Here is a 22,402-nt window from a genome sequence, read left to right as displayed (position 1 = left end):
CTAGTTGATCTATTTATTTTCAAATATCTGCTCGTAAATTTTTTCCACTTTACGAACCGCGATGCCGATATCAAATTTATCTTTAAAATTTAGCAATGCTCCGCTTCGCATCTTACCGTATATTTTCTCATCATTTAATAAATTTTCTATATCCCGGCACGCCCGCTGCGCGCTCTCAAACAAAAATCCGCTTTTTCCGTTTTCTACGATTTCGTTATTTCCCACTACGTTCGTCGCCACTATAGGGATGCCGAGCGACTGCGCCTCGATGAGCGCGTAAGGTAGCCCCTCCCACCTAGACGTAGACAGATAGATGTCCGTAGCAGATAGATACGCTGGTATTTCATCAGTAAAGCCGGTAAAGATTATATTTGCGCCGTCTTTTTGCGCCATAGATTCAAATTTTGCCCTATCGTCGCCGTCTCCGAGCCACAAAAAAACGATGTCTGGGTTGTCTTTAAAATTTTGAGCTATCTCGTAAGCTAAGTGCATATTTTTTACGTACTCAAACCTTGAAATAATAGCAACTACCCTTTTCCCCGATAGATTAAATTTTATCTTGGCATTATCGTCTTTCAAAAGAGCTTTTATGCCGTTATATACGACCTCGCACTTACTTTTTTTAAATAGTCTAAGCTTTAAACAAGCCTCATTTTCGCTCTTTGAGACATTTATAAATTTATCGGTAAATAACGTTAAAAATCGCTCCAAAAAAATATATGCGATCTTTTTTAAAAAGCCGTATTCTCCGACATGAACACCGTGCAAAGTATGGACTATTTTTAGCCTTGGATTTAAAATTTTAAGTATCCGCGAATAGATACCCGCGCCCTTACCGTGGGAATGGATTATTTTTATATCGTTATCTTTTATAAATTTATTCAGCCCGAGGAGCTTTTTTGCGCTAAATTTTCTATGCGGTAAGATGAATATGTCTTTAACCTTTTTTGACTCGCTCCACAGATCATAATAGGGTCTATCTTGCGGACAAGCAAGATATATCTTTATCTCGCCGGATAAATTATTTATAAGCAGATCGACGTGTTTTGGGCCGCCGCCGTGATCGGCCCTAAGCGTAATAAATAAAATTTTCATTTTTCTTTCTTTGATGACGAACCGGCAAGCAATTCCTTAAGTCTGCCCAGCCACGTCATTTTTTCCAAATCAAGAGGTTGCCTCTCTTCTTCGCTTGAAATAGAGTTCAAAAACTCCTCTTTATCTTCCGCAAAATGCACATGATCAGCCATATCTTTAATCTGCTCCCACTCTACAGTGACGACTTTTAATCCGCAAGCTAGATACTCATACATTTTTAAAGGATTTATACTATTTACGAGATCAGGATAATCTTTAACATTAAAAGGAATAATACCCACCTGCGAATTATATAAAAACGCAGGAATTTTAGCGTATGGAATAGAGCCCAAAATATGGATGTTTTTTAGCTTTTTAAGTAAAGATAGATCTTTTTGCTCCGGACCTATTATAATAAAACTATAATTTGTCAAATTTTTAGCACAGTAATATACTAAATCCACATCAAACCAATCATGCGTAGCCCCGACATAAATTACCCTAGGTTCAGGAATATCTTCAAGCTCCCGCGGCAAAGACCTATCTGCAGCTTCAAAAAACTCCAGATCAATACCATTTGGCAAATAGTACATTTTAGATTTATCTTTTATCTCGGCGTATTTTTCTTTTAAATTTTTTGCCGTATATACCACCGTATCCACGCTATTTGCGATCTTTATCTCGGCGTCAAACTGCGCGTCTGAAACCGCATTAAAGCCTTTTGAATAATCAGCTATCCTTAAAATCGATTTTTTATAAGTTATGGTATCCAGCAAAAAGCCGAACAACGGGCTATCAAACCACAATATATCAACCTCGCCAAAACCCCGCTTCTTTATAAAATTTAGCAAATTCAGGCACGTAAAATTCTGCCAATTATTTAAAACGAAATTTGATGATAAAAACGGCTTGTTTTGAGGAGTAAAAAGAGAGCACGGAACATAATAAAAAATACCGGCTGCGCTCTCACCCCCTTTTTTATAAATTCTTTCCCGCTCTTTTAGTTCGTTGCTATTTGCAAAAATTTTATGTATCGGGGAGATGGGATTTGAGATAAAAAGCACCTCATATCCTAGCTTTTCAAACGCCCTGGCATAGTGATGACTGCCGACCTGAAACGGTGAAGTATAGTGATTTGCAACAGCCATTAAAACTTTTTTAGACATTTTTCATCAACTTCCCATATCCATTCGAATATAACTCAAATTTACTATAATAAAATTCCCTATTTGCCATATCGACAATCTCCAGTCCGCCCTCTTTTATCTCAAATTTTCTAATAATTTTTGCGCCTTTGTATTCTGCGGTGAGACTTATAAAATTTTCTCCAAAATCCGCCACTTCGCACCTGCATTCCGCAAACATTCCAAATAGTCCTATCGCTCCCTCGCCCCAACTATTTTGTTCCAAATCACCGACGATCGGCGCGTTGTGAGCCTTGACGCTTCTAAATTCATTTCTTCTGCCTGGGATCGGCGTATAAAGATAGGTGCCGGGATCTCTTGCTATATCCAGCCCGTCTATCCACAGCTCGTAGCCCAGCTTATCGTTGTGTGTGTGTCCGCCGTGACCCCTTTGCCCAAGCGGCGTAGCACAGATGGCAAGGTAAAATTTATCTGATTTGAAAATAAAAATTCCGCTGTCAGGATAAAATATATTTTTGATCTCTTGCGAATTTGAAATTTTAAATTCCATACTTTTTCGGTGCGGCAGTTCGCTAAATTTTACGCCCGAAGCGACCTGGCTTTTGTATGTTTTATCTCCTGCTTGTAGCGTGCGTCCTGCGAGCGAGCAAACAAAACTCCGCTCAAAGCGCATATCGTTTTTAAATATCTCATCGTCAAAAATTCCGCCCATGCAGCTAATTAGCGTGGAGTGATTTAAGATATTTTCGTCCCAAAACGGCTCGTCTCCACCCTCAAAGCCGCTTAAATTTAGATATTTTTGCGCGGCCTGTTCGTTGCTCAAAAACTCGCCGTTCGGGCTAAATTTAAAGAACCTGCCGCTGTCGTTATCTCCAACTTGCGGCACTTCGCCGTTTGGCTTTGTAATGTCTGCGGTAAATCTGCCGATTTTATATAGCCTATCCACAAACCACTGAGGCAGCGATATTTGACCGTTTAGAATTTTAAATTCCTGCTCCTTCAGCGGCAAAAGTTTCGGCTTTTTGCGCCAAAGCTTTGCGTCGTAATTTTTTAGCGATAAAATTTTTTCGCTTTTCAGACCCAGTATCAGAGCCGTAGCATACGCCATTAGCTCGCCGCTTAGGCGGTGATAGCTCGTAGAACTCTCGAAATTTCCGCCATCCTCGTAAAATTCCTTTTTCATTTCGCAGATTATCTCTTGCACGGCAAACGCTAGCCACGCGTCCGTCTCGCAGCCGCCGTCCAAATATGCGCACGCATACAGAAGACTAACGATGTCACTTAGATAGTGATTTGACGTAAAATGCGGCGAATATTCTAGATTATTTACGATATGAAGAGCGTGTTCGTAGACGCTATTTGACAAGGTCTGCTTGAAATTTTGATCTAAAATTCCGCCCTCATCCATCTGGCAAAACATATCGTAAGCCGCCAGCATGTTGGCAACCCTGATACCCACGTCCATCGTGCAGGTCCAGTTTACGCCCATTCTAGGCGGATTGTTGCTGATAAAATCTAAAATTTGGTTTTTAAATTCTTTTAAATTTTGCTCTTTTAAACTCGGGTCCGCTATCGCAAAAATAGCAAGCTGCGGCAAGTACTGAAACCTCGCAAGCTCCCACGGCACCTTTATATCGCTACCGAGCTTATGGGCTATGCGCTGATCTTTGTACCATTTTTTTTCGCTCCACCGAAAGCCGCTTTTGAAATCCTTTTGCCAATCAATCGGCTCGTAGCCTTCGGGCGCGCTCGCGGGCGCCGCGACATTCATATCGTATTTGTAGCCCTCAAGCCCGAGCGTCACGCTATCATAGCTATTTTTTACCCAGCCGCTACCGAGCAGATCAAATTTATGCTCGATGTACATTTTAGATAGATATTTTGCAACATCCAAATTGATATTTGATACATCTAATTTTTTTATATTTATATAGCTAGTTTTTATGATCGGAATGTTAAAATTTATGTGAGTATTTTTGTTTATAAAATCAATGCGACGATTGATAAAGTTATTTAAAAAAAAAGTTATTTTATTAAATAACTTTATCAAAACTATGAGAAATGGAGTAGAATATAGTCGCTTTAGATAATATAACATTATGCTTCCCCGATACGCGGACAGCTTTTATATTCTTTGATTGACCTAATGGCCAACCAGCTATAAAAAATCAGAGTTAATAGAAATAATAAAACTTCCGATAGCATGTCAAATATTTTAAAGATATAAATTATACTAGGAAAGAATAAAAATAATAAATAATAAAAATACCCTAAAAATAATTTTGGATATATTTTTTTGGAAACTATCATATATACAACGAATCTAAAAAATGAAATAACTGCTACACAATATATAAAGAAGTAAAAATCAAAATAATATGCACAAAATAAAAGAGAAGATACGCTTAACACTCCTACGAATATCTCTAAATAAGAAAAATAATGACTTTTCCCGGAAATCTGGATATTTAATTCAAGAATTCTCGAAATCAATGTGCAATATCCGCTGAATAAAAATATGAACAAGAAGTGTTGATACTCTATATATTTCTCTCCAGCAAACATATATACAACATAATATGAGCCTAAAATAAAAATGCACGTCATAAATCCATATCCGTTAAAAATTATATTAAGCATCATCTTGTAGATTCCTATAAAATTCTTTTCCTTATAAAATTTAAGGACTCTCTGGGAAAAAACTATATAAAGCGGATCGAACATAATATAAATAGTTGATGCTATTTTTTGGTAAACCGAAAAAATTCCATTAAATTCTCTATTTAAAAAAACTTTATCGATAATAAATTGCGGGCTTAATGATGATAAATATGACCCGACAATACCGGGCGCAATTTTTATGGAAAATAAAAAGGAATTCCTTGTAATATGATAATTTACGCCAAACAGCCAACCTTTAATAAAAAAGCTAAAATAACTAACCAGGGAGACAATTGTACTAGAAAACAACATAGCATATACTATATTGATCGCACTACCCCCTATATCGTAATTTTTTATAATAAAATAAAATATAATTGTTAAGAGTATCTTACTAATTATAATTACTCCATATTGCATATCCTTTTCTTCCAACCTTTTTTGATACTGTATAAGATATATCAGGCTATCAGAAAATGACAAAATAGACAAAGCAATAAAAATTTTCCAACTCAATAAATTAAAATAATTTATAATACACAATAACAATATACCCATAATTACATGAGAAAGAAATGTAACATTGACGATGCCGCAAAATAATTTATATCTGGATTCTTCTGTAGAATATTCGTAGTAATATCTTGCGTATCCGGATTTAAATTCTAGCGATAGTAAAAAAGATAAAAATATATATATAGTCATGTACAGTCCATATGCACCCATATCATTCATACTTAAAGTGTGAGCAATATATGAAAAAAATAGTACAGATAAAATTTTTTCAATCATCAAAAAAACAGTATATAAAGATATCGTCTTAAGAAACCTTTTAAGCATTCTCTACTTTCTTAAAAACATAGAAATACCCCAAGGAATTATTTTTATATTTGTTTCTAAATATCTTTAATCTACCTATTAGATCTAAAAGTCTAAAAATTACGTTTATCGGCAAGTAAAATATAGGACCCAAAAAGGGTTCTATCCTGAGACTACTTAGTGTATTTCGTATAATTGATATAAAGCAAAAGCCTACGTTTGCAAAATCTCCGCCATACGTATCATATCTTATAAGTTCTAAATTCACTTCTTTTGCTAGCTTAATCATGGCATTTGGAGCAAATCTAAAAAAATCAAAGGGGGGATTATGTATGCTTGCATTTTGCGCTTCAAGAGCAAAATAATACCCACCATCTTTAAGCACTCTTGAAATTTCATAAAAAGTCTTCTTAATATAAAAAGAATCATCTAAAACAAAAACCGTCATAATCGCATCAAAACTATCATTCTCGCAAGGGATATTTTCAGAGCTACATATTATGTCCGGATTTGCATATTCGCATTCACACACATCAAGACCTATGTAATCAGATTTTTTTAGTAATTTCTTATATGGTTTTTTTCCGCAACCTATATCTAAAATTTTATACTTAGAATCAAAAAAAGAATCTATTGTCGCTACATATTTTATAACGTCTTTTAACAAGAATCTATATCCGGTAATCAAAGAAAAATGTCTGTCAAAATACATCTTGATGTCCCCTATATATTCCTTCGACCAAATCATTAAAAAGCCACCTATTGTTTTTCATAAAGCCTTCGTAAATTTCTTTAGTCTGTATATTTTCTAGGTATCTATGTTCCGAGATAAATGTTAGAAATATTTTCCAACTGCCTTTGTATTTTATTTCAAACACCCCATCTCCCATATCCGAAATATCGGTATTTTTATAGCTTTCATAATAATTCGCGCATTCACTAAAAGTAGCATACCAAACATCTTTGTTTCTTAGATATCCAAAAAGAAAATCTAAAGAGTTTATGTCATTATAAATATTCGGCATTTGTATCTTACCATCAAATCTCGTTCTAAAAAAATGCTCCGCTATACTTACAGCCTGACCACCCTTAATCATATGCTCTAGTCTATATAAATTTAAAAAATATTTTGCTGCGCTTTTTACGGGGTTTTTACTATGATTAAACATATCTCCCGACAAATTTGACGGCATCTCTATTATATTATGACCATTGTACTTCAGGTTGATATTATTTATAAACGGCTTATAGTCAAAAGACCACCATTTAAATCCGCACTCGCACAATCCATCTATCAAATCATCTTTAAATTTATAACCAGGGCTTCTTCCGCCATGCACCTCATATCCAAATCTATCTTTAAATTTAGCTAAATCGCTTTTTATGATATCAAAATACTCTTCTTTGCTATATTGATCAAACTCGCAACACCAAGTGCTCGGATCTAGCGTAGAATTTATTAGTCCATGATCGTGTCCGTGATAAGCTATTTCATAGCCGCAATCTAATATAAAATTTAAAAAATTTTCGAATTTAGCCCTTTCAAAAATATCGTTGATTATAGATTTATCTTTGTCCCAGTAAGCTCCTTTGCCAAAAGGTAAAAAAAATGTGATTTTTATTTCGGGATATTTTTGAAGTAAGTTTTTATTAAGGTAGCTAAAAATAGATCCGTCGTTTGTTGTGCCATAGCCCGCATCGAAAAATGGGAAAATTTTTTGATGTTCTTTTTTAAAATATCCGTCGCACAAATCATCTATTCCCAATAAAATCGGCGATAAGCAATCGTCTTTCCACTTGGCTTTTTTAAGCATCTATATCCTTTGTTTTTTGATAGTATAAATACATATGATCAAATATAGGTATTTGATTTATTGGAGTATAAAAATCGATAAAATTCATAAATTTACCAAATACTCTTGAGACGATAGGTATCTTTTTAAATGGATTAAACATACCGCCTGAAGTGTATTTTGTTTTTCGCAACACAAATCCTTTCTCGGATATAAATTTATCTAAGAATACCTTGGAATAAAAATTTAAATGCTCCGGCTGACTAAACATATGCCATCTGAAATTTATTTTATATAGCAATTGAGCCTTAAAACTATGCAGATAAGGAACCATAATCACTAAAACTCCATTTTCTTCTACAAGTTGCGTTAATCTATCCAATATAGGAACAGGATCTTTTAAATGCTCCAAAATGGCATAGCAAGTCACCGCGTCAAATTTTTTATCTTTAAAGTCTATATTTTCGATAAACTCTTCGTAAATATTTAGTCCTCGTTTTATTGCCACTTCGACGCTTGATTTTGATAGTTCGATACCGTATTTTTCTATGCCCGCATCAAAGTGCATCAAAAAATCTCCGGTCCTGCAACCAAGATCCAATATGCTATTTATATTCGGTTGTATAGAATATATAATCCTTTTTTCATTATCCCAATATCTATCTTTTTTAAAAGTTACGTTATACGAGCTTATGTTTTTATCTCCTAGACTATCATATAACAGCCTAAGATCATAATCGTGCTCGTTTATATCAAAAAAATAGCACTTACAACTATCGCAAAAATACAACGTATAGTCTAAACTATTGTATATACTTCGCATTTTTTTTAGCGGGGTTACATCGTTTGCTTTGCAAAATTTACATTGCATCTAAAAACCTTTTTGTTTTATCACATAAATCATCTAAATTTCTATTCTTAAACAAAATCGTTCCTGTCGGTCTATCGCATACATCGCTTGCTATCGCAGGACATTTAAAATATAAAGCCTCTCTAATGCTAAGGGCGTCGCCATCGGTATTCGTAGGTCTTATCATTAGACTAGCTTTTTTAAATATAGGCCAAAGCTCTTTTTGCCCAGTCAGAAAATAAAAATTTTCCTCTAAATTTAACTCTTTTATCCGCAGACGCATTTTATCTATATACTCCGTATTAACCTTTTCGTTTGCTAGCGCAAAAATAAATCCCAAATTTGGATAGGTATTTTTTAGCTTAGCCGTGAGTTCTATACATATGTCAAGTCCGTATAGATCAGTATTTTTATAAAAAGATATTTGAAATGCATTTGCCGTTATTATCTGCGTTTTACTTTTTATAAAATCGTAAAAAGAGCTAGGGTAGGTAGCTAAAATTTTATCTTCCTCCTCTAATGGCGGCGGCAGGAAAGCGTGCTCGATTATAATGCTTTTTGGAATATGCAAATTTCTACTTTTGTAATCGTCTAAAATATGCTTATTAACTACCACCAAAACATCTATGCAATGAAAAAAGACTCTATAAATCAACGCCTTAAATTTAGAAGACTCTTCAAACAACCTTGGATTATGGCTAGTAGCAATTAAATCAAAATTTTTAAAAAGTCTAGTAATCATAAGCATAAAAGCTATCGTCATACTAAACGAATGAATATTTACCGCTCGAAATTTTGTCCTGCACAATACCGCAAATAAATCGATATATTTTTTAAAACCATTTTTGGATACATCAAATACTTGCGAATTATCTAGCGACTTACTAAGTCTATAAATATAAACCGACACCCCGCCAAGAGGAGGCGGATACGGTCCGATTATTAAAATTTTATCGTATTTTTTAAGCCTATCTTGCACTAACGAACTCATATCAAAAACGAAATCTCCGTCGTCTGCACCATATCCCAAAGCTCTATCGGCCAGCCTTTTTTGCTTCCTTTTAGAGCCTCAAATAGTGCCTCAAGCTCTTCAAGCTGCCCCTTTTGGCTCACGTTTGTTGAAATTTCTTTTACTCCTACTCCGTATCCTTTAAGGCTTTTGTAATCGTCCAAAACGATGCTCTTGCCGTCGAAGTGGATCTCCATAAATTCCTTACTCAGCTCCTTACTACCGTTTGCAAAATATTCGATATTTGCCACCGAACCGTCTTTGTATTTTAAGACGATGGATTTGTTATCCTCGGCGCTATATTTTTCATTGCTCGGCGTGATAGCCTGCGAAAATACGCTCTGTATCTCGCTGCCCGTTAGCGCCGTCATCAGATCTATTATATGGCATGCTTCGCCCACCATTCTGCCGCCGTTTTCGTGCACCCAGTGATCCATCGGTATGTAACCCGCGTTCATCCTATATCTGATTATCATCGGATTTATTCTAGCGCTCGTGTGCTTTTTTATCTCCTGCGTGTAAGCGCTAAATCGCCTGTTAAATCCCACGAATAAAAGGGGCTTGTCGCCTCCCCCTTCGTAAAATTTCTTTATCTTTTCAAGCTCATCTTTGTTTGTTGCAAGCGGCTTTTCTACAAATACGTTTTTGCCTGCCTCAAGCGCCTTTAAAGTAAGCTCTGCGTGGCTATCGTGCCTTGTGGAGATGATCACCAGATCAACGTTTTTGTCATTTAAAATATCGTCTAAATTTGAAGTAGCGTAGTTCGCTCCATATTGCTGCGCCACCGCCTTTGCTTTATGTCCGCTCCGGTTCATGATCGCGTAAATTTTATACTTGTCCGTAAGCTTTGAGATATTAGGCAGGTGCATCCCGGTAGCAAATCCGCCGACGCCGACGAATGCGACGTTTATCACATCTCTGTTTACTGGCGTAGAGCTTATAATGATTTTTTTATCATGATTTAGATAGCTATCAAGCTCAGTTAAATTTGCCTCGCCGTAGTCAAGCAAAACCATAAGCGGCTTATTCTGCGAAGTCTGCAGCGACTCAAACGCCTGCGTTACCTGCTCGATAGGGTATTTTGCGTCTATGAGCTTATCCAGCTTGATCAAATTTTCATTTACCAGCCTTAGATACTCGCTCATATTTCGATTTTCAGTCCATCTGACGTAGCTAAACGGATAATCAAGCCCCCCCTCTTCGTAGCTCTTGTCGTAGCGACCGGGGCCATAGGATGTGGAGATGAGAAAATCAAGCTCCTTTTTATACATATCCTCTCTATTGATCTGCATGCCGGCAACGCCTACGAGCACCACTCTGCCCTTTTTCTTGCACATCTGAAAACTTTGCGATAGTGGCTCGCTACTGTTCGTAGCGGCGGTAAATAGTACTCCATCGGCGCCGTGCCCACCGCTCCAAGATGAAACGACGTCCAGTAAATCGTCTCTTGACGGGTTTATGACGAGCTCAGCGCCGTACTGCTTAGCTATCTGCAAGCGTCTATCGTCAAAATCGCTGACCGCAACCCTCACGCCTGAAATTTTAAGCATCTGCACCGCAAGAAGCCCCAAAATCCCAGCTCCCACGACTACGCAGGTCTCGCCCAGCCTTAGATCGATCCGCCTAACACCCTGCATCGCTATACCGCCGAGCGTCACGGTGCAAGCTCGCTCAAAGTCCATATCCTGCGACATTTTCATAACTAAATTTTTAGGCACGTCTACGTATTCTGCGTGGTTTGCAAGCCCTGCACCGGCTGCGGCGACGCGCTCACCGATCTCAAAATTTGAAACGCCATCTCCGACCGCTATGACGACGCCGCTAAGCGAATAGCCGGTCGGGTTTCCACTATCAAGCTTGCCCTTTACCTTCGCATAGACGCTGGCTATGCCGTCTGATTTCACCATATTGATGACTTTTTTTACGTTCTCAGGCTGCTCTAAAGCCCTTTTGATCAGGCTTTTGCCGCTATTTGATACGCCGCTTATCTCGGTGCCCGCCGATATGCAGCTATTTACTACTTTTATAAGAACGCATCCCTTTGAAACGCTTGGGGCAGGGATCTGCTCCGCTAAAACCTTGCCTTTTTTAACTATTGCTTGTATCATTTTACAACCTTTATTTGTTTTAATTTCAATGCCGGCTTTTCTATAAAATTCCAAGAAACGCAAGCCACCGCGAGCGTCGCGGCTACCACTACGAGATATAGCCATAAAGAGCCGCCAAAGCCCAGACTAATTAAAATTTGAACTATTAGCATATGATAAAGATATGTACTATAAGAGAGATCTGTGCTTCTAGCTATCTTTAAATTTGTGTAGGAAAAAGCCATGCTAAAGATTACTAGCGCCAAAAGGACAATTTGAAATACGGTAGAAATTTCCAAGCCTCTCTTATAATCTCCAAGCCCGCTTCCAAATTTTATAGCCACAAAACAAAATATCAAATAGAACGCAATATAAAATAAGCCATAGCCTACGAGATATTTTTTTATATCCAGCCAATAAAGCCGCATAACCATACCGATGATAAATATCCACAAAAACGGCAAGCATATGAGCTCGAGAAGCTTATTTAAATTTGAAGCAGAATAAAAATTTTCATCGGCGATTGCGGGAATTATCATTGATGTAAAAAATAGGAAAACCAACAACAAATTTCTTATGATTACTTTTCTAATACACAAAATAAACGGAAGGAGGATATAAAACGATAGCTCGACGCTAAGCGTCCATAAAACGCCGCTCGGATAGGAGCTAAAAAAGCCGTCGTAATTATATAAAGCATCGTTTTTTATACCGATTATAAAGCCCGCTATGCCTGAAGCGGCGGTAATAACATATAACACGAAGTATTCTATATATTTTAATACCGAGATATCATTAAAATTTTTGCCCACGTACATAGCTAGCTCAAGTACTAAAATATTTGCAAATAGAGCCGGATATATTCTAAGCGCTCTTTTTATAAAATACTCTTTCAAATTCCCGCTATTTAAATAACTATCGGTAATTAAAAATTCCGAAACCAGAAAAAATAATGGAACTCCGGGAAATAACCTAAGAAATTTATCCACGTAGCCCCCCCATAAAAGCGGTATTTTTAGCCATTCTGTCGAGTGCATATATACCACTTGCAAAGCAAAAAGTAATCTAAAAAAATTCAGATGGTTATCTCTATCTATTACTTTTTGAAGACTCATTTACAAATTCCGCAAAAATCCAAAACTTCTTTTTCTATTTTTAGCCCTTTAAATTCCTTATGCCCGACTAAAAATACGATAATGTCCGAAATTCCAATAGCCTTTTTATAATCCGCTATCTCAAAATCTTTGTGAGCCTTGATATTGGGCTCTACCGCGACCACATCGACGCCATCTGCGATCAAGCATTTGGTTATATTTAGCGCAGGCGACTCCCGCAAATCGTCGATATCGGGCTTAAAAGCAAGTCCCATGCACGCGACTTTGGGCTTTCTACCATTTTGCAGCTCAAATTTCAAAGCGGCGTTTTTGATCTTTTCTATGCTCCACTCGGCTTTGTGATCATTAACCTCTCTTGCGGATTTGATCAGCCTTGCTTCGTAGCCGCCCGCGTGCACTATAAACCACGGATCGACCGCTATACAGTGCCCGCCTACGCCGCAGCCCGGGTTTAAAATATTAACTCGCGGATGGCGATTTGCTAGCGAGATAAGCTCCCAGACGTTAATGCCGAATTTATCACACAAAATGCTAAGCTCGTTTGCAAAGGCTATGTTTACGTCGCGGAAAGAATTCTCGGTAAGCTTCGCCATTTCGGCGGTTCTTGCGTCCGTTTTTAAAATTTCGCCCTTGACGAAAGTCTTATAAAATTCCGCTGTTTTTTCTGCAGACTCCCTGCTTAGGCCGCCCACGATCCTATCGTTTTGCGTAAGCTCTTTTAAAATTTTACCGGGCAAAACCCTCTCCGGACAGTGAGCAATGTAAATTTTGGAGATATCGACGCCACTATCTTTTAAAATTTGACCTATTTTCTCAGTCGTGCCGACCGGCGAGGTAGATTCTAAGATCACGATATTTCCCTCTTTGATATAGGGCGCTACCGCCCTGCTCGCACTTATGACGTAATCGATATTTGGCACGTATCCGTCGCGAAAAGGGGTCGGAACGGCTATGATAAAAACGTCTGCGAAATCGGGCTTAACGTCTGCTTTTAAATTTCCGCTTTCTATGGATTTTTTTACAAGCTCCCCGAGTTCGGGTTCTACGATATGAATTTTTCCCTGATTGATCGTATCTACGACACTTTGGAGTAGATCGACTCCATGGACACGGTAGTCGCTGCTAGCCAAAAGTGCGGCCGTCGGCAGGCCGATGTATCCAAGTCCGATCACGCAAACTTTTTGCCTCATTATCGCTCCAATCTTAAATTTTTAACAAATTCTACTATTTTAGCGCAGGCGTTTCCATCTCCATAGAGACTATGCGCTTGGGCCATTTTTTTATAAATTTTACTATCATTAAGCAGTTTTTGCGCCTCCAAGACGATCTTTTCTTTATCAACACCCACAAGCTTAACCGAGCCCGACTCGACAGCCTCTGGTCTTTCGGTAGTATTTCTCATTACAAGCACAGGCTTGCCTAGACTAGGTGCCTCCTCTTGTATGCCACCGCTATCGGTAATGATAAAATATGATTTGCTCATCAAATAGACAAACTCATCGTACTCAAGCGGAGAAACTAGATGGACATTTTTTATATTTGATAAAATATTTTTTACAGGCTCTTGCACGTTTGGATTAAGGTGCACGGGATAAACTATATCAACGTCCGGATTTTTAGCGGCTATACATTTTAAGGCCTCACAGATATTTATAAAGCTAGCGCCAAAATTTTCTCTCCTATGCCCGGTTACGAGTACGATTTTTCTATCAAAATCTAAGTTAAATTTTGAGTTAAGAGGGGCTAAAATTTTATCTTTTAGATTTACGTTTTGCTCGATAGTTTTAAGCAGTAAAAACAAAGCATCGATGACGGTGTTTCCTGTTACTACGATATTTTTTGGGCTCTTATTTTCTTTTATAAGATTTTCTTTTGATAAATTTGTAGGAGCAAAGTGATAGTTTGCGATGATGCCGACCAGTTGCCTATTTATCTCCTCTGGAAATGGCGAATAAATATCTCCGGTCCTTAACCCCGCCTCAACGTGAGCTACCTTAATCTGCTTATAAAAAGCGGCCAAAGACGTAATGCTAGCAGTCGTAGTGTCTCCGTGAACAAAGACCATGTCGGGCTTAAAATCATCTAAAACATCCCGCATTTTTAGTAAGATCCTAGATGTCAGATCATACAGATCCTGCCCCGCTTGCATGATATCCAAATCATAATCAGGCACTATCTCAAATATCTCTAACACCTGATCAAGCATTTGTCTATGCTGAGCCGTAACACAGACCTTAATGTCAAATTCCTGACATTTTTTAAACTCTTTTACCAAAGGAGCCATTTTGATAGCTTCAGGACGAGTACCGAAAACGATAAGTATTCTTTTCATGGGTATAAAGCTTTGTTATTTTTATATAATCTTTTGTCAAATTTAAAAACAATGCTTAAATTATTTTTATGCAGGCTAACTTTATATTGTTTATTAAATTTGGATCATTTTATATAAATTTTAATTAAATACGAATTAGTCTCAAATAACTTTTGATTTATGAATTTTATGCGAGATTTGGCTAGAAAGCAAGAAATTTAGAAAAAAGACCTGCGGAAAGCCAAGGCCTTCCGCAGATAAAGGCGTATTACATCATTCCGCCCATGCCGCCCATTCCGCCCATATCAGGCATCGCAGGCATCGGTTTATCCTCTTTTAGCTCGCTTATGGTAGCTTCCGTAGTTAGGAGTAGGCTCGCCACGCTAACCGCGTTTTGAAGAGCCACGCGCTCGACCTTGACCGGGTCGATGATACCGGCTTTAAACATATCCACATACTCACCCGTAGCTGCGTTAAAGCCGTAGTTGTCGTCTTTGCTAACGCTTACGGAGTTTGCTACTACGCCCGCGTCAAATCCCGCGTTTTCAGCGATCTGGCGTAGCGGAGCGGTTAGAGCGCGTCTTACGATATCTGCGCCGATAGCTTCGTCGCCGCTTAGTTGTAGATCCACTTTTGCGCTCGCTTTGATAAACGCAGCGCCGCCGCCGATCACGATGCCTTCTTCTACAGCCGCTTTAGTCGCGCTTAGAGCGTCGTCTACGCGGTCTTTTTTCTCTTTCATCTCGGTCTCGGTAGCAGCGCCGACCTTGATAACCGCTACACCGCCGCTTAGCTTAGCTAGGCGCTCTTGTAGTTTTTCTTTGTCGTAGTCGCTCGTTGTTTCTGCGATTTGAGCTTTTATCTGGATGATTCTAGCGTCGATTGCCGATTTCTCGCCTGCGCCGTTTACGATAGTCGTGTTATCTTTATCGATGATGACGCTTGAGGCTTGACCTAGGTCGCTTAGAGTCGCGCTTTCTAGCGTTCTGCCCAGCTCTTCGCTCACTACTTCGCCGCCTGTTAGTATCGCGATATCCTCAAGCATTGCCTTTCTGCGATCGCCAAAGCCCGGAGCCTTAACCGCAGAGATATTTAGTACGCCGCGAAGCTTGTTTACTACTAGCGTTGCAAGCGCCTCGCCCTCGATATCTTCAGCGATGATTAGTAGCGGTTTGCCCGTTTTTTGGATCTGCTCGAGCACAGGCAGTAGGTCTTTTAAATTTGTAATCTTCTTGTCAAATAGCAAGATAAACGGATTGCTTAGTTCAACCTGCATCTTTTCGGCGTTTGTGATGAAGTACGGGCTTAGATATCCGCGGTCAAACTGCATACCCTCGACCACGTTTAGCTCGTCGTGGATGGATTTTGCTTCCTCGACTGTTATGACGCCGTCTTTGCCGACTTTTTCCATCGCGTCAGCGATCAGTCCGCCGATAGCAGAGTCTGAATTTGCCGAGATAGTGGCTACTTGCGCGATCTCTTTTTTATCGGTTACTTTGCGCGATAGGCTTTTTAGCTCGGCGATTATAGCTGCGGCTTGCTTATCCATACCGCGTTTTACCTCGACCGGATTTGCGCCTGCGGTGATATTTCTTAAGCCCTCTTTAAAGATAGAGTGCGCCAAAACCGTAGCCGTAGTCGTACCGTCGCCCGCTTCGTCGTTTGTTTTGCTAGCGACCTCTTTTACTAAACCTGCGCCCATGTTTTCTAGAGCGTCTTTTAGCTCGACCTCTTTAGCTACGCTCACGCCGTCTTTGGTGATCGCTGGAGCGCCGAAGCTCTTTTGCACTAGCACGTTTCTGCCGCGAGGCCCCATCGTTACTTTTACAGCGTCGTTTAGTTTTCTAACGCCTTCGTATAGTTTGTTTCTAGCCTCGTCTGAAAAAAATATCTCTTTTGCCATTTTTATTCCTTTAAATTTAGATTATTTTAAAACGCCTAAAACATCTTCGATTTTTAGAACCAAATACGTCTTGCCGTCAAGCACGACCTCGGTGCCGCCGTATTTTGCGAAAACTACGCTATCGCCCACGCTCACGCCTTCTACCTCGCTTGATACCGCCAAAACCTTGCCGCTTAAAGGTTTTTCTTTTGCATTATCGGGTATAATGATGCCAGAAGCGGTCGTTTTGACGTCTTCAAGACGCTCGACTAAGACTCGTTTGCCTAACGGTTGAAAATTCATGATTCATCCTTTATGGTTTGATTTTACTTTTTTAGCACTCTTTTGTTTTGAGTGATGAAATTATAGTCAAATTTTTAGAATTTGTCAATGAATTAGCTAAAATTCTTAACAAGTCTTAGTATAATCGGCTCAAGTTTCATAATAAAATTAAACTAAATCTAAAGGATAGACGATGAAAATATTAGGCGCCCTGCTCGGACTGGTTTTTGCCTTGCTTATCGCGGCTTACGTCGCGGCCTTTACGGATTTTGGCAACGGCTTGGTTAAGCCGTATGCCCAAAATTTGATTAAAGAAAAAAGCGGATTTGACGTTAAATTCGATAAATTTCAGATCCGTCCGACGAGCGTAGATATCGTAGCTAACGTAAATGGCGAGATCGTAGCTAACGTAAACGGCGGGCTTTCTATTTTCTCCCAAAGCCTCGATCTAAAATACGACGTCGCCGTTAGCGATCTAAAAAGCCTGGGCGTCAAACTAAACGAAGCCATGAAAATCTCAGGCATCGCAAAAGGCAAATTTAGCGATTTCACCGCTAGCGGAGTAGGCCAAATGCTAGGCTCAAACGTCAGCTTCGACGCAAATTTAAAAGACTACAAGCCGCTTTCTCTAAAGCTCGACGCCAAAAATTTACAAGTAGAAAAGGCCCTAGCGCTAGCCGGCCAGCCTATCTACGCGCGCGGTAAAATCTCTGCCGTCGCAAACATCGTAGAAAGCGGCGGCAAGCCAAACGGCACCGCAAACGTCGATATCTTGGACGTAAAAACCGATAACGCGCTAATCGCAAAAGATTTTAACGTCACTCTGCCGTCAAATTTCGCCGCAAACGGCAAAATCGTAGCCGACGTCAAAGACGGCATCGTAAACGCCAAAAGCGCGGTGATCACGCTGCTAGCGACGATCGGCAGCGACAAGACGATCTACGATCCAAACTCAAAAACCCTAAGCAGCGACGTCAAACTCATCGTGGACGATCTGGCTAAATTTGAGCCTGTCATAAAGCAAAAGCTTAGCGGCGCGTTTAAAGCAAACGGCAACGTCATCGCCACCGCCGGCGAGCTAAAAAACTTCGACGTCAAGATCGAGGGATTTGGCGGTAACGTCGATGCGGTGCTAAACGGCGGTAAACTCATAGCCAAAATCAGCTCGCTAAAGCTTGACGAACTAGTTAAAATCGCCGCTTTCCCGGCATTTGTCGGCGGAACGATCAGCGGCGAAGCGGTGCTAAACGACGTGCACAACACGCAAAATATCTCCGGTTCTGTTAAACTCGCCACCAAAAACGCACGACTAAATCCGGCCGAGCTAAAACAGGTCGCAAAGGAGATAAATTTAAGCAAACCTCTAGCTTTTGAACTAAACGCAAACGCCGACGTGGCAAGCTCAAAAGCCAAATTTAACGCCGCTCTAAACTCCGAGCTTTTAAAACTAAAGAGCCTAAGCGGCATTTACGGACTGGACGACGAAAACGCGGACGTCAAATTTGACGCGGGCATCGATGATCTGGGCAAATTTGAAGAGCTAATCGGCAAAAAACTATCTGGCAAAGTGGACGTCAAAGGCACGGCAAAACTCGCAAAGGGCGCGCTTAGCGAGCTAGATCTAAACGCAAACGCGCTAGGCGGCAAGATAGATGCGATCCTCAAAAACGAAAAACTCACGGCAAATTTAAGCGCGCTTTCGCTCAAAGACGCATTTACGCTGGCTGCGCTGCCAAACTACGCCGACGCCGTGATCGACGGATCCGTAAATCTAAGCGGACTGGATCCGAAAAATCTCAGCGGTACGGCTAAATTTAACGTCAAAAACGGTATCGTAAACAGCGCCGTCGTAGCAAAAGAGCTGGATAAACGCTTCCCAAGCGGCACCAAATTTGACGCAAATGCGGATGTCGCTATAAACGGCGGCAAGGCTAAATTTGACGCAGCAGCAAACCTCGTCTCAAACGCAAACAAGAACCTAATAGCGCTAAAAAATCTAAAAGGCGACTACGAGCTTGAAAGCGGCTCGGCGAAGGCGGATTTTGAGCTTAGCATAAGGGAGCTAAAAGAGATCGAGTTTTTGGTCGGAAGGCCGCTTTACGGGCCTTTGCTAGTTATCGGCGACGCGACTAAAACGGGCGAAAAGCTAGGTGCGAACGTAAATTCGCGGCTCTTTAACGGCGATCTTAAAGCAGTCTTAAAAGACGACATCCTAAACGCAAATTTAAAAAGCTTCACCGCCAAAGGCCTCACCGACTTTTTGGGTCTCTCGCACGTCTACGACGGCACCGGCGATATGACGATGGATTATAATCTCGCCTCGCAAAAAGGTAAATTTGACGTCGCCGTAAATGACGGCAAGCTTGCAAAGACCGATTTTACCGAGCAGGTAAGGACCTTCACGGGACGCGACATCACGAGCGAAATCTATAAAAATAGCAAAATAAAAGGCACGATAAACAAAAACCTCATCGACTTTAACGCCGATATGAACGCAACTAGAAGCCGAGTCTGGGTAACTAGCGGCAAATACGACATGGCGACCAAGGCCGTAAACGTGCCGATAAAGATGAACTACGAAAAAACCGACATCGACATCACGGTCACTGGCGCTAGCGACAACCCGAAATACACGATCGGCTCGGACTATCTAAAGGGTAAGGCAGTCAAAGAGCTGGATAGATTTTTGGATAAGAAATTCGGCAAGGACGACGAAAACGGCACCACGGGCGATGCGAAAAAAGATGCGATAAAAGGGCTTCTCAAGGGGCTGTTTTAGGTAAATTTGAGCTGGGCAGACGGCGAATTTGGTGCCGAATTTGAGTAAAATAAGTTCGGTAAGTGCGGCAAATTTAAGCAGGAGCTCGTTTGCTCGGCGCGTCAAATTTGAGCTGCTGCTCGGCTCGGCGGTCAAATTGAGCTGCTGCTCGGCTCGGCGGTCAAATTTACGATTTGCCGGGCGGTAAATTTGAAAGCTGATTTGCGGTCGCCAAATTTGACAACATCGTTGCCTGATTTGATTTTGGACTTTGTTGCTTAAATTTACGGCTTGGTTTTAGAGGCTGAAAAATTTAGCTTATCGTCAAATTTGACACGCTATTTCGCCGTTAAATTTAAACTGCAGAGCGTTAAATTTGGTCAAATTTGATTTTACCGAGCGAGACGGCGACAAATTTAACCAAAAAAGATTCAAGTGAGCAGATACGCAGCACGTTTAAAAAGACGCTCAAACAAAACCAAAATAGTAAATTTTAAATGATAGAAGTTTTAGAGGCGGGCGCTGCGCAAAGCTCAAAGCCAAATCAAGTCCGCCCATAAATCAAAAACAACGGCGAGCAGAGTTCGCTCGCCGCATTTACGCCCCGCCAGACAATCAAAATCTAGCGAGGCGCGAAATCTTACTTCGCCTTTTTAACGAGTTCTCTAAATTTGACGCAGCCTTCCGTATATCCGTAGTCGCAAGCGGTCCCGTAGATATCCATCGCTTTTTTCATATCATTTTCGCTCTTTTCGTATCCTTGCGCGAGCATATAGCAGCCTTGCGAGTCTTTGTGATCGCAGGCTAGCGAGTAGTATTTGCGGACTTTTTGCGGATCTTTTTCGCCGCCGTATTCGCCGCTGTGATGAGCGGCCGCCCTATAGCATGCCTCGCCGACTCCGCCCTCGCAGGCTTTTTCATAAAGTGCCACCGCCTTTTCGTAGTCTATCTGAGAGGTTTGCCACAGTATGGTACCCTCGTACACCGCGGCTACGGCCGTGCAGCCGTCCATGTCGCCCATATCGCAGGCTTTTTTATATAGCGCAAAGGTCTTTTCGCTGCCGCCATCGTCGTCATGCGAGAGCCCCTGCTCGCCTAAAAACGCCGCCATATAGCAACCCGCGGCATTTTTATCGTCGTTACAAGATTTTTCAAACAGTCGCGCGCCGTTTTCGAAGTCCGATTTTTTTAGATAAATTTTCGTAGCTTGTTCAAAGTTCCCGCCAAAAGCCGTCGCCGCCAAGATCGCGGCTAAAATAATCTTTCTCAACGCATCCTCCTATTTGCTAAATTTTTTAGATTTGGCGCAGCCGCGACCAAGGCCGTTTTCGCAAGCAAGGCCGTAATATTTCGCCGCCTCGGCGCTATTTTTAGGCGTTCCGTCGCCTGACTCATAGATGTCCGCCGCGTTGTAGCAGCCCTCGGCCTCTCTTGCTTCGCAGGCTAGTTTATAGTATTTTAGCGCATCGGCGAATTTTGAGGCATTGTCGTGCTGTTTAGCTATCTTTAGGCAAGCTTCCCCGTCTTTGCTCTCGCATGCTTTTTCGTAAAATTCGGCTGATTTTTCCGTATCGTCCTGCTCTACGACAAAATTATCGTTTGACGGCGTAGAGTCGTAAAAATCGCCCGCCGCCGAGCAAGCTTTAGCGTAGCCAAGATCGCAAGCACTTTTATAAAGCTCAAAAACTTCGCCGTTTATTTGCGCATACTCGTCATCGTCTTTTAGGTCGTATGTTTGATATGCTTTTAGCTGCGCGGCTATGTAGCAACCTACGGCGTTTTTATCCTCGCGGCAAGACTTTTCGTAGAGTTTGGGCACGTTTTTATCGCCCATATCTTGTAGGTATTTTTTAGTAGCGATTTCAAAATTCGTCTGCGCGACCGCCAATCCGGCTAAAATCAAAACAAGATAAATTTTCTTAAACATAGCGGCTCCTTATTTTTTGTTTTTATAAAGTTTTCTAAAATCGGCGCAAGCTCCCCTAGAGCCGTAGTCGCAAGCTAACCCGTAAAAATCCATCGCCTTTGTTGCGTCTTTTTTCACGCCCTCGCCCCTTTCGTACATATCGGCTAGCGCGTGGCAGCTGCTCGCGTCCTCGTACTTGCACGCGGTTTCGTAAAATTTAGACGCTTTGGCCAAATTTTGCTCCACACCCCTGCCCTCGTCGTAGTATCCGGCCACTCTCGCGCATGCGGCGCCCACTTTGCCCTCGCAAGCTTTTTCGTGAAATTTCATCGCCTTTTTATAGTCGGTTTCTTGTCCGGCCTGTCCGTTTTCATAGATGTCGCCCAGAGATTTGCAACCGTCCATATCGCCCGCGTCGCAAGCCTTTGAAAACTGCTCAAAGCCTTTTGCCTCGCTAGAGTTTTGCGAATAGGCGTTAATGTTTATAAAACCCGCGGCATAGCAGCCTACGATATTTTTCTCCTCGTAGCAAGACTTCTCAAAGAGCTTTAAGGCGTTGTCGTAGTTGTTTTGAGCTAGCTCCGCGCTCGCCTCCTCGAAAGCAGGCACGGCGGCAAAAGCCGCGGACGCCAAAAAAGCGGCACAAACGATTTTCTTTAGCATTTGTTTTCCTTAAATTTGATTATTTTTCGTGCAATTTGAAATTTGAC

Annotated in this window: 17 protein-coding genes; 1 reads left to right on the top strand and 16 read right to left on the bottom strand. The window is 40.8% G+C overall.

Annotation, left to right across the window (positions count from 1 at the left end):
* Positions 1-9 precede the first annotated feature (9 nt).
* The 13 genes from H7R39_RS02275 to groES form a co-directional block, all read right to left on the bottom strand.
* A complete protein-coding gene (locus H7R39_RS02275; RefSeq protein WP_185897793.1) occupies positions 10-1,095 on the bottom strand; it encodes a glycosyltransferase in 1,086 nt (361 codons plus the stop codon).
* Entirely contained in the window at positions 1,092-2,222 is a 1,131-nt protein-coding gene (locus tag H7R39_RS02270; RefSeq protein WP_407644562.1) for a GumK N-terminal domain-containing glycosyltransferase, read from the bottom strand. Before H7R39_RS02270 ends, H7R39_RS02275 begins: the two co-directional genes overlap by 4 nt.
* Before the next feature lie 10 nt (positions 2,223-2,232).
* A complete protein-coding gene (locus tag H7R39_RS02265) occupies positions 2,233-4,113 on the bottom strand; it encodes an alginate lyase family protein (RefSeq protein WP_221892058.1) in 1,881 nt (626 codons plus the stop codon).
* Between the two features lie 1,599 nt (positions 4,114-5,712).
* A complete protein-coding gene (locus H7R39_RS02260; protein ID WP_185897790.1) occupies positions 5,713-6,411 on the bottom strand; it encodes a class I SAM-dependent methyltransferase in 699 nt (232 codons plus the stop codon).
* Positions 6,401-7,513 carry a polysaccharide deacetylase family protein gene (locus H7R39_RS02255; protein WP_185897789.1) on the bottom strand — a complete coding sequence of 371 codons (1,113 nt, stop codon included), beginning with the start codon at positions 7,511-7,513 and terminating at the stop codon, positions 6,401-6,403. The genes H7R39_RS02260 and H7R39_RS02255 overlap by 11 nt, the downstream gene beginning before the upstream one ends.
* Positions 7,506-8,315, bottom strand: a complete 810-nt coding sequence (locus H7R39_RS02250; RefSeq protein ID WP_228724746.1) for a class I SAM-dependent methyltransferase — start codon at positions 8,313-8,315, stop codon at positions 7,506-7,508. Before H7R39_RS02250 ends, H7R39_RS02255 begins: the two co-directional genes overlap by 8 nt.
* A gap of 37 nt (positions 8,316-8,352) precedes the next feature.
* Positions 8,353-9,372 (bottom strand): glycosyltransferase, encoded by a 1,020-nt coding sequence (locus H7R39_RS02245; protein ID WP_185897787.1) that lies wholly within the window; start codon positions 9,370-9,372, stop codon positions 8,353-8,355.
* Positions 9,330-11,459 (bottom strand): bi-domain-containing oxidoreductase, encoded by a 2,130-nt coding sequence (locus H7R39_RS02240; protein ID WP_185897786.1) that lies wholly within the window; start codon positions 11,457-11,459, stop codon positions 9,330-9,332. Before H7R39_RS02240 ends, H7R39_RS02245 begins: the two co-directional genes overlap by 43 nt.
* On the bottom strand, positions 11,456-12,553 hold the full coding sequence (locus H7R39_RS02235; RefSeq protein WP_185897785.1) for an acyltransferase family protein: 1,098 nt from the start codon (positions 12,551-12,553) through the stop codon (positions 11,456-11,458). The genes H7R39_RS02240 and H7R39_RS02235 overlap by 4 nt, the downstream gene beginning before the upstream one ends.
* The gene (gene wecC / locus H7R39_RS02230; protein WP_185897784.1) at positions 12,550-13,743 is read right to left on the bottom strand and encodes a UDP-N-acetyl-D-mannosamine dehydrogenase; all 1,194 of its coding nucleotides are present in this window, start codon (positions 13,741-13,743) and stop codon (positions 12,550-12,552) included. The genes H7R39_RS02235 and wecC overlap by 4 nt, the downstream gene beginning before the upstream one ends.
* Positions 13,743-14,885 (bottom strand): non-hydrolyzing UDP-N-acetylglucosamine 2-epimerase, encoded by a 1,143-nt coding sequence (gene wecB, locus H7R39_RS02225; protein ID WP_185897783.1) that lies wholly within the window; start codon positions 14,883-14,885, stop codon positions 13,743-13,745. Before wecB ends, wecC begins: the two co-directional genes overlap by 1 nt.
* Before the next feature lie 247 nt (positions 14,886-15,132).
* Positions 15,133-16,767: a chaperonin GroEL gene (gene groL / locus H7R39_RS02220; RefSeq protein WP_185897782.1), complete on the bottom strand. Its 1,635-nt coding sequence runs from the start codon at positions 16,765-16,767 to the stop codon at positions 15,133-15,135.
* 21 nt (positions 16,768-16,788) lie between these two features.
* Complete coding sequence (gene groES, locus H7R39_RS02215; RefSeq protein WP_002946739.1) at positions 16,789-17,049, bottom strand: co-chaperone GroES; 261 nt, start codon at positions 17,047-17,049, stop codon at positions 16,789-16,791.
* Positions 17,050-17,221: 172 nt separating this feature from the next.
* Here groES and H7R39_RS02210 point away from each other — a divergent pair, with 172 nt between their 5' ends.
* Positions 17,222-19,807 carry a hypothetical protein gene (locus tag H7R39_RS02210; RefSeq protein WP_185897781.1) on the top strand — a complete coding sequence of 862 codons (2,586 nt, stop codon included), beginning with the start codon at positions 17,222-17,224 and terminating at the stop codon, positions 19,805-19,807.
* A gap of 619 nt (positions 19,808-20,426) precedes the next feature.
* On the opposite strand, the gene H7R39_RS02205 is transcribed toward H7R39_RS02210, so the two are convergent.
* The 3 genes from H7R39_RS02205 to H7R39_RS02195 are packed head-to-tail and all read right to left on the bottom strand — an operon-like array spanning position 20,427 to position 22,355.
* Positions 20,427-21,056 carry a tetratricopeptide repeat protein gene (locus tag H7R39_RS02205; RefSeq protein WP_185897780.1) on the bottom strand — a complete coding sequence of 210 codons (630 nt, stop codon included), beginning with the start codon at positions 21,054-21,056 and terminating at the stop codon, positions 20,427-20,429.
* Positions 21,057-21,065: 9 nt separating this feature from the next.
* On the bottom strand, positions 21,066-21,713 hold the full coding sequence (locus H7R39_RS02200; RefSeq protein WP_185897779.1) for a tetratricopeptide repeat protein: 648 nt from the start codon (positions 21,711-21,713) through the stop codon (positions 21,066-21,068).
* A gap of 9 nt (positions 21,714-21,722) precedes the next feature.
* Complete coding sequence (locus H7R39_RS02195) at positions 21,723-22,355, bottom strand: tetratricopeptide repeat protein (RefSeq protein WP_185897778.1); 633 nt, start codon at positions 22,353-22,355, stop codon at positions 21,723-21,725.
* Positions 22,356-22,402: the final 47 nt, after the last annotated feature.

The sequence above is a fragment of the Campylobacter massiliensis genome (assembly GCF_014253065.1).
In the GTDB taxonomy this organism is placed as follows: domain Bacteria; phylum Campylobacterota; class Campylobacteria; order Campylobacterales; family Campylobacteraceae; genus Campylobacter_A; species Campylobacter_A massiliensis.
The sequence above is the reverse complement of the archived record's forward strand: the minus strand, read 5'-3'. Positions and strand labels throughout refer to the sequence as shown.

Coding starts and splice junctions, on each gene's coding strand:
- wecC (WP_185897784.1), bottom strand. CDS start 13,743: ATGAGGCAAAAAGTTTGCGTGATCGGACTTGGATACATCGGCCTGCCG.
- H7R39_RS02270 (WP_407644562.1), bottom strand. CDS start 2,222: ATGGCTGTTGCAAATCACTATACTTCACCGTTTCAGGTCGGCAGTCAT.
- H7R39_RS02195 (WP_185897778.1), bottom strand. CDS start 22,355: ATGCTAAAGAAAATCGTTTGTGCCGCTTTTTTGGCGTCCGCGGCTTTT.
- H7R39_RS02250 (WP_228724746.1), bottom strand. CDS start 8,315: ATGCGAAGTATATACAATAGTTTAGACTATACGTTGTATTTTTGCGAT.
- H7R39_RS02235 (WP_185897785.1), bottom strand. CDS start 12,553: ATGAGTCTTCAAAAAGTAATAGATAGAGATAACCATCTGAATTTTTTT.
- wecB (WP_185897783.1), bottom strand. CDS start 14,885: ATGAAAAGAATACTTATCGTTTTCGGTACTCGTCCTGAAGCTATCAAA.
- H7R39_RS02240 (WP_185897786.1), bottom strand. CDS start 11,459: ATGATACAAGCAATAGTTAAAAAAGGCAAGGTTTTAGCGGAGCAGATC.
- H7R39_RS02275 (WP_185897793.1), bottom strand. CDS start 1,095: ATGAAAATTTTATTTATTACGCTTAGGGCCGATCACGGCGGCGGCCCA.
- H7R39_RS02255 (WP_185897789.1), bottom strand. CDS start 7,513: ATGCTTAAAAAAGCCAAGTGGAAAGACGATTGCTTATCGCCGATTTTA.
- H7R39_RS02200 (WP_185897779.1), bottom strand. CDS start 21,713: ATGTTTAAGAAAATTTATCTTGTTTTGATTTTAGCCGGATTGGCGGTC.
- groES (WP_002946739.1), bottom strand. CDS start 17,049: ATGAATTTTCAACCGTTAGGCAAACGAGTCTTAGTCGAGCGTCTTGAA.
- H7R39_RS02210 (WP_185897781.1), top strand. CDS start 17,222: ATGAAAATATTAGGCGCCCTGCTCGGACTGGTTTTTGCCTTGCTTATC.
- H7R39_RS02260 (WP_185897790.1), bottom strand. CDS start 6,411: ATGTATTTTGACAGACATTTTTCTTTGATTACCGGATATAGATTCTTG.
- groL (WP_185897782.1), bottom strand. CDS start 16,767: ATGGCAAAAGAGATATTTTTTTCAGACGAGGCTAGAAACAAACTATAC.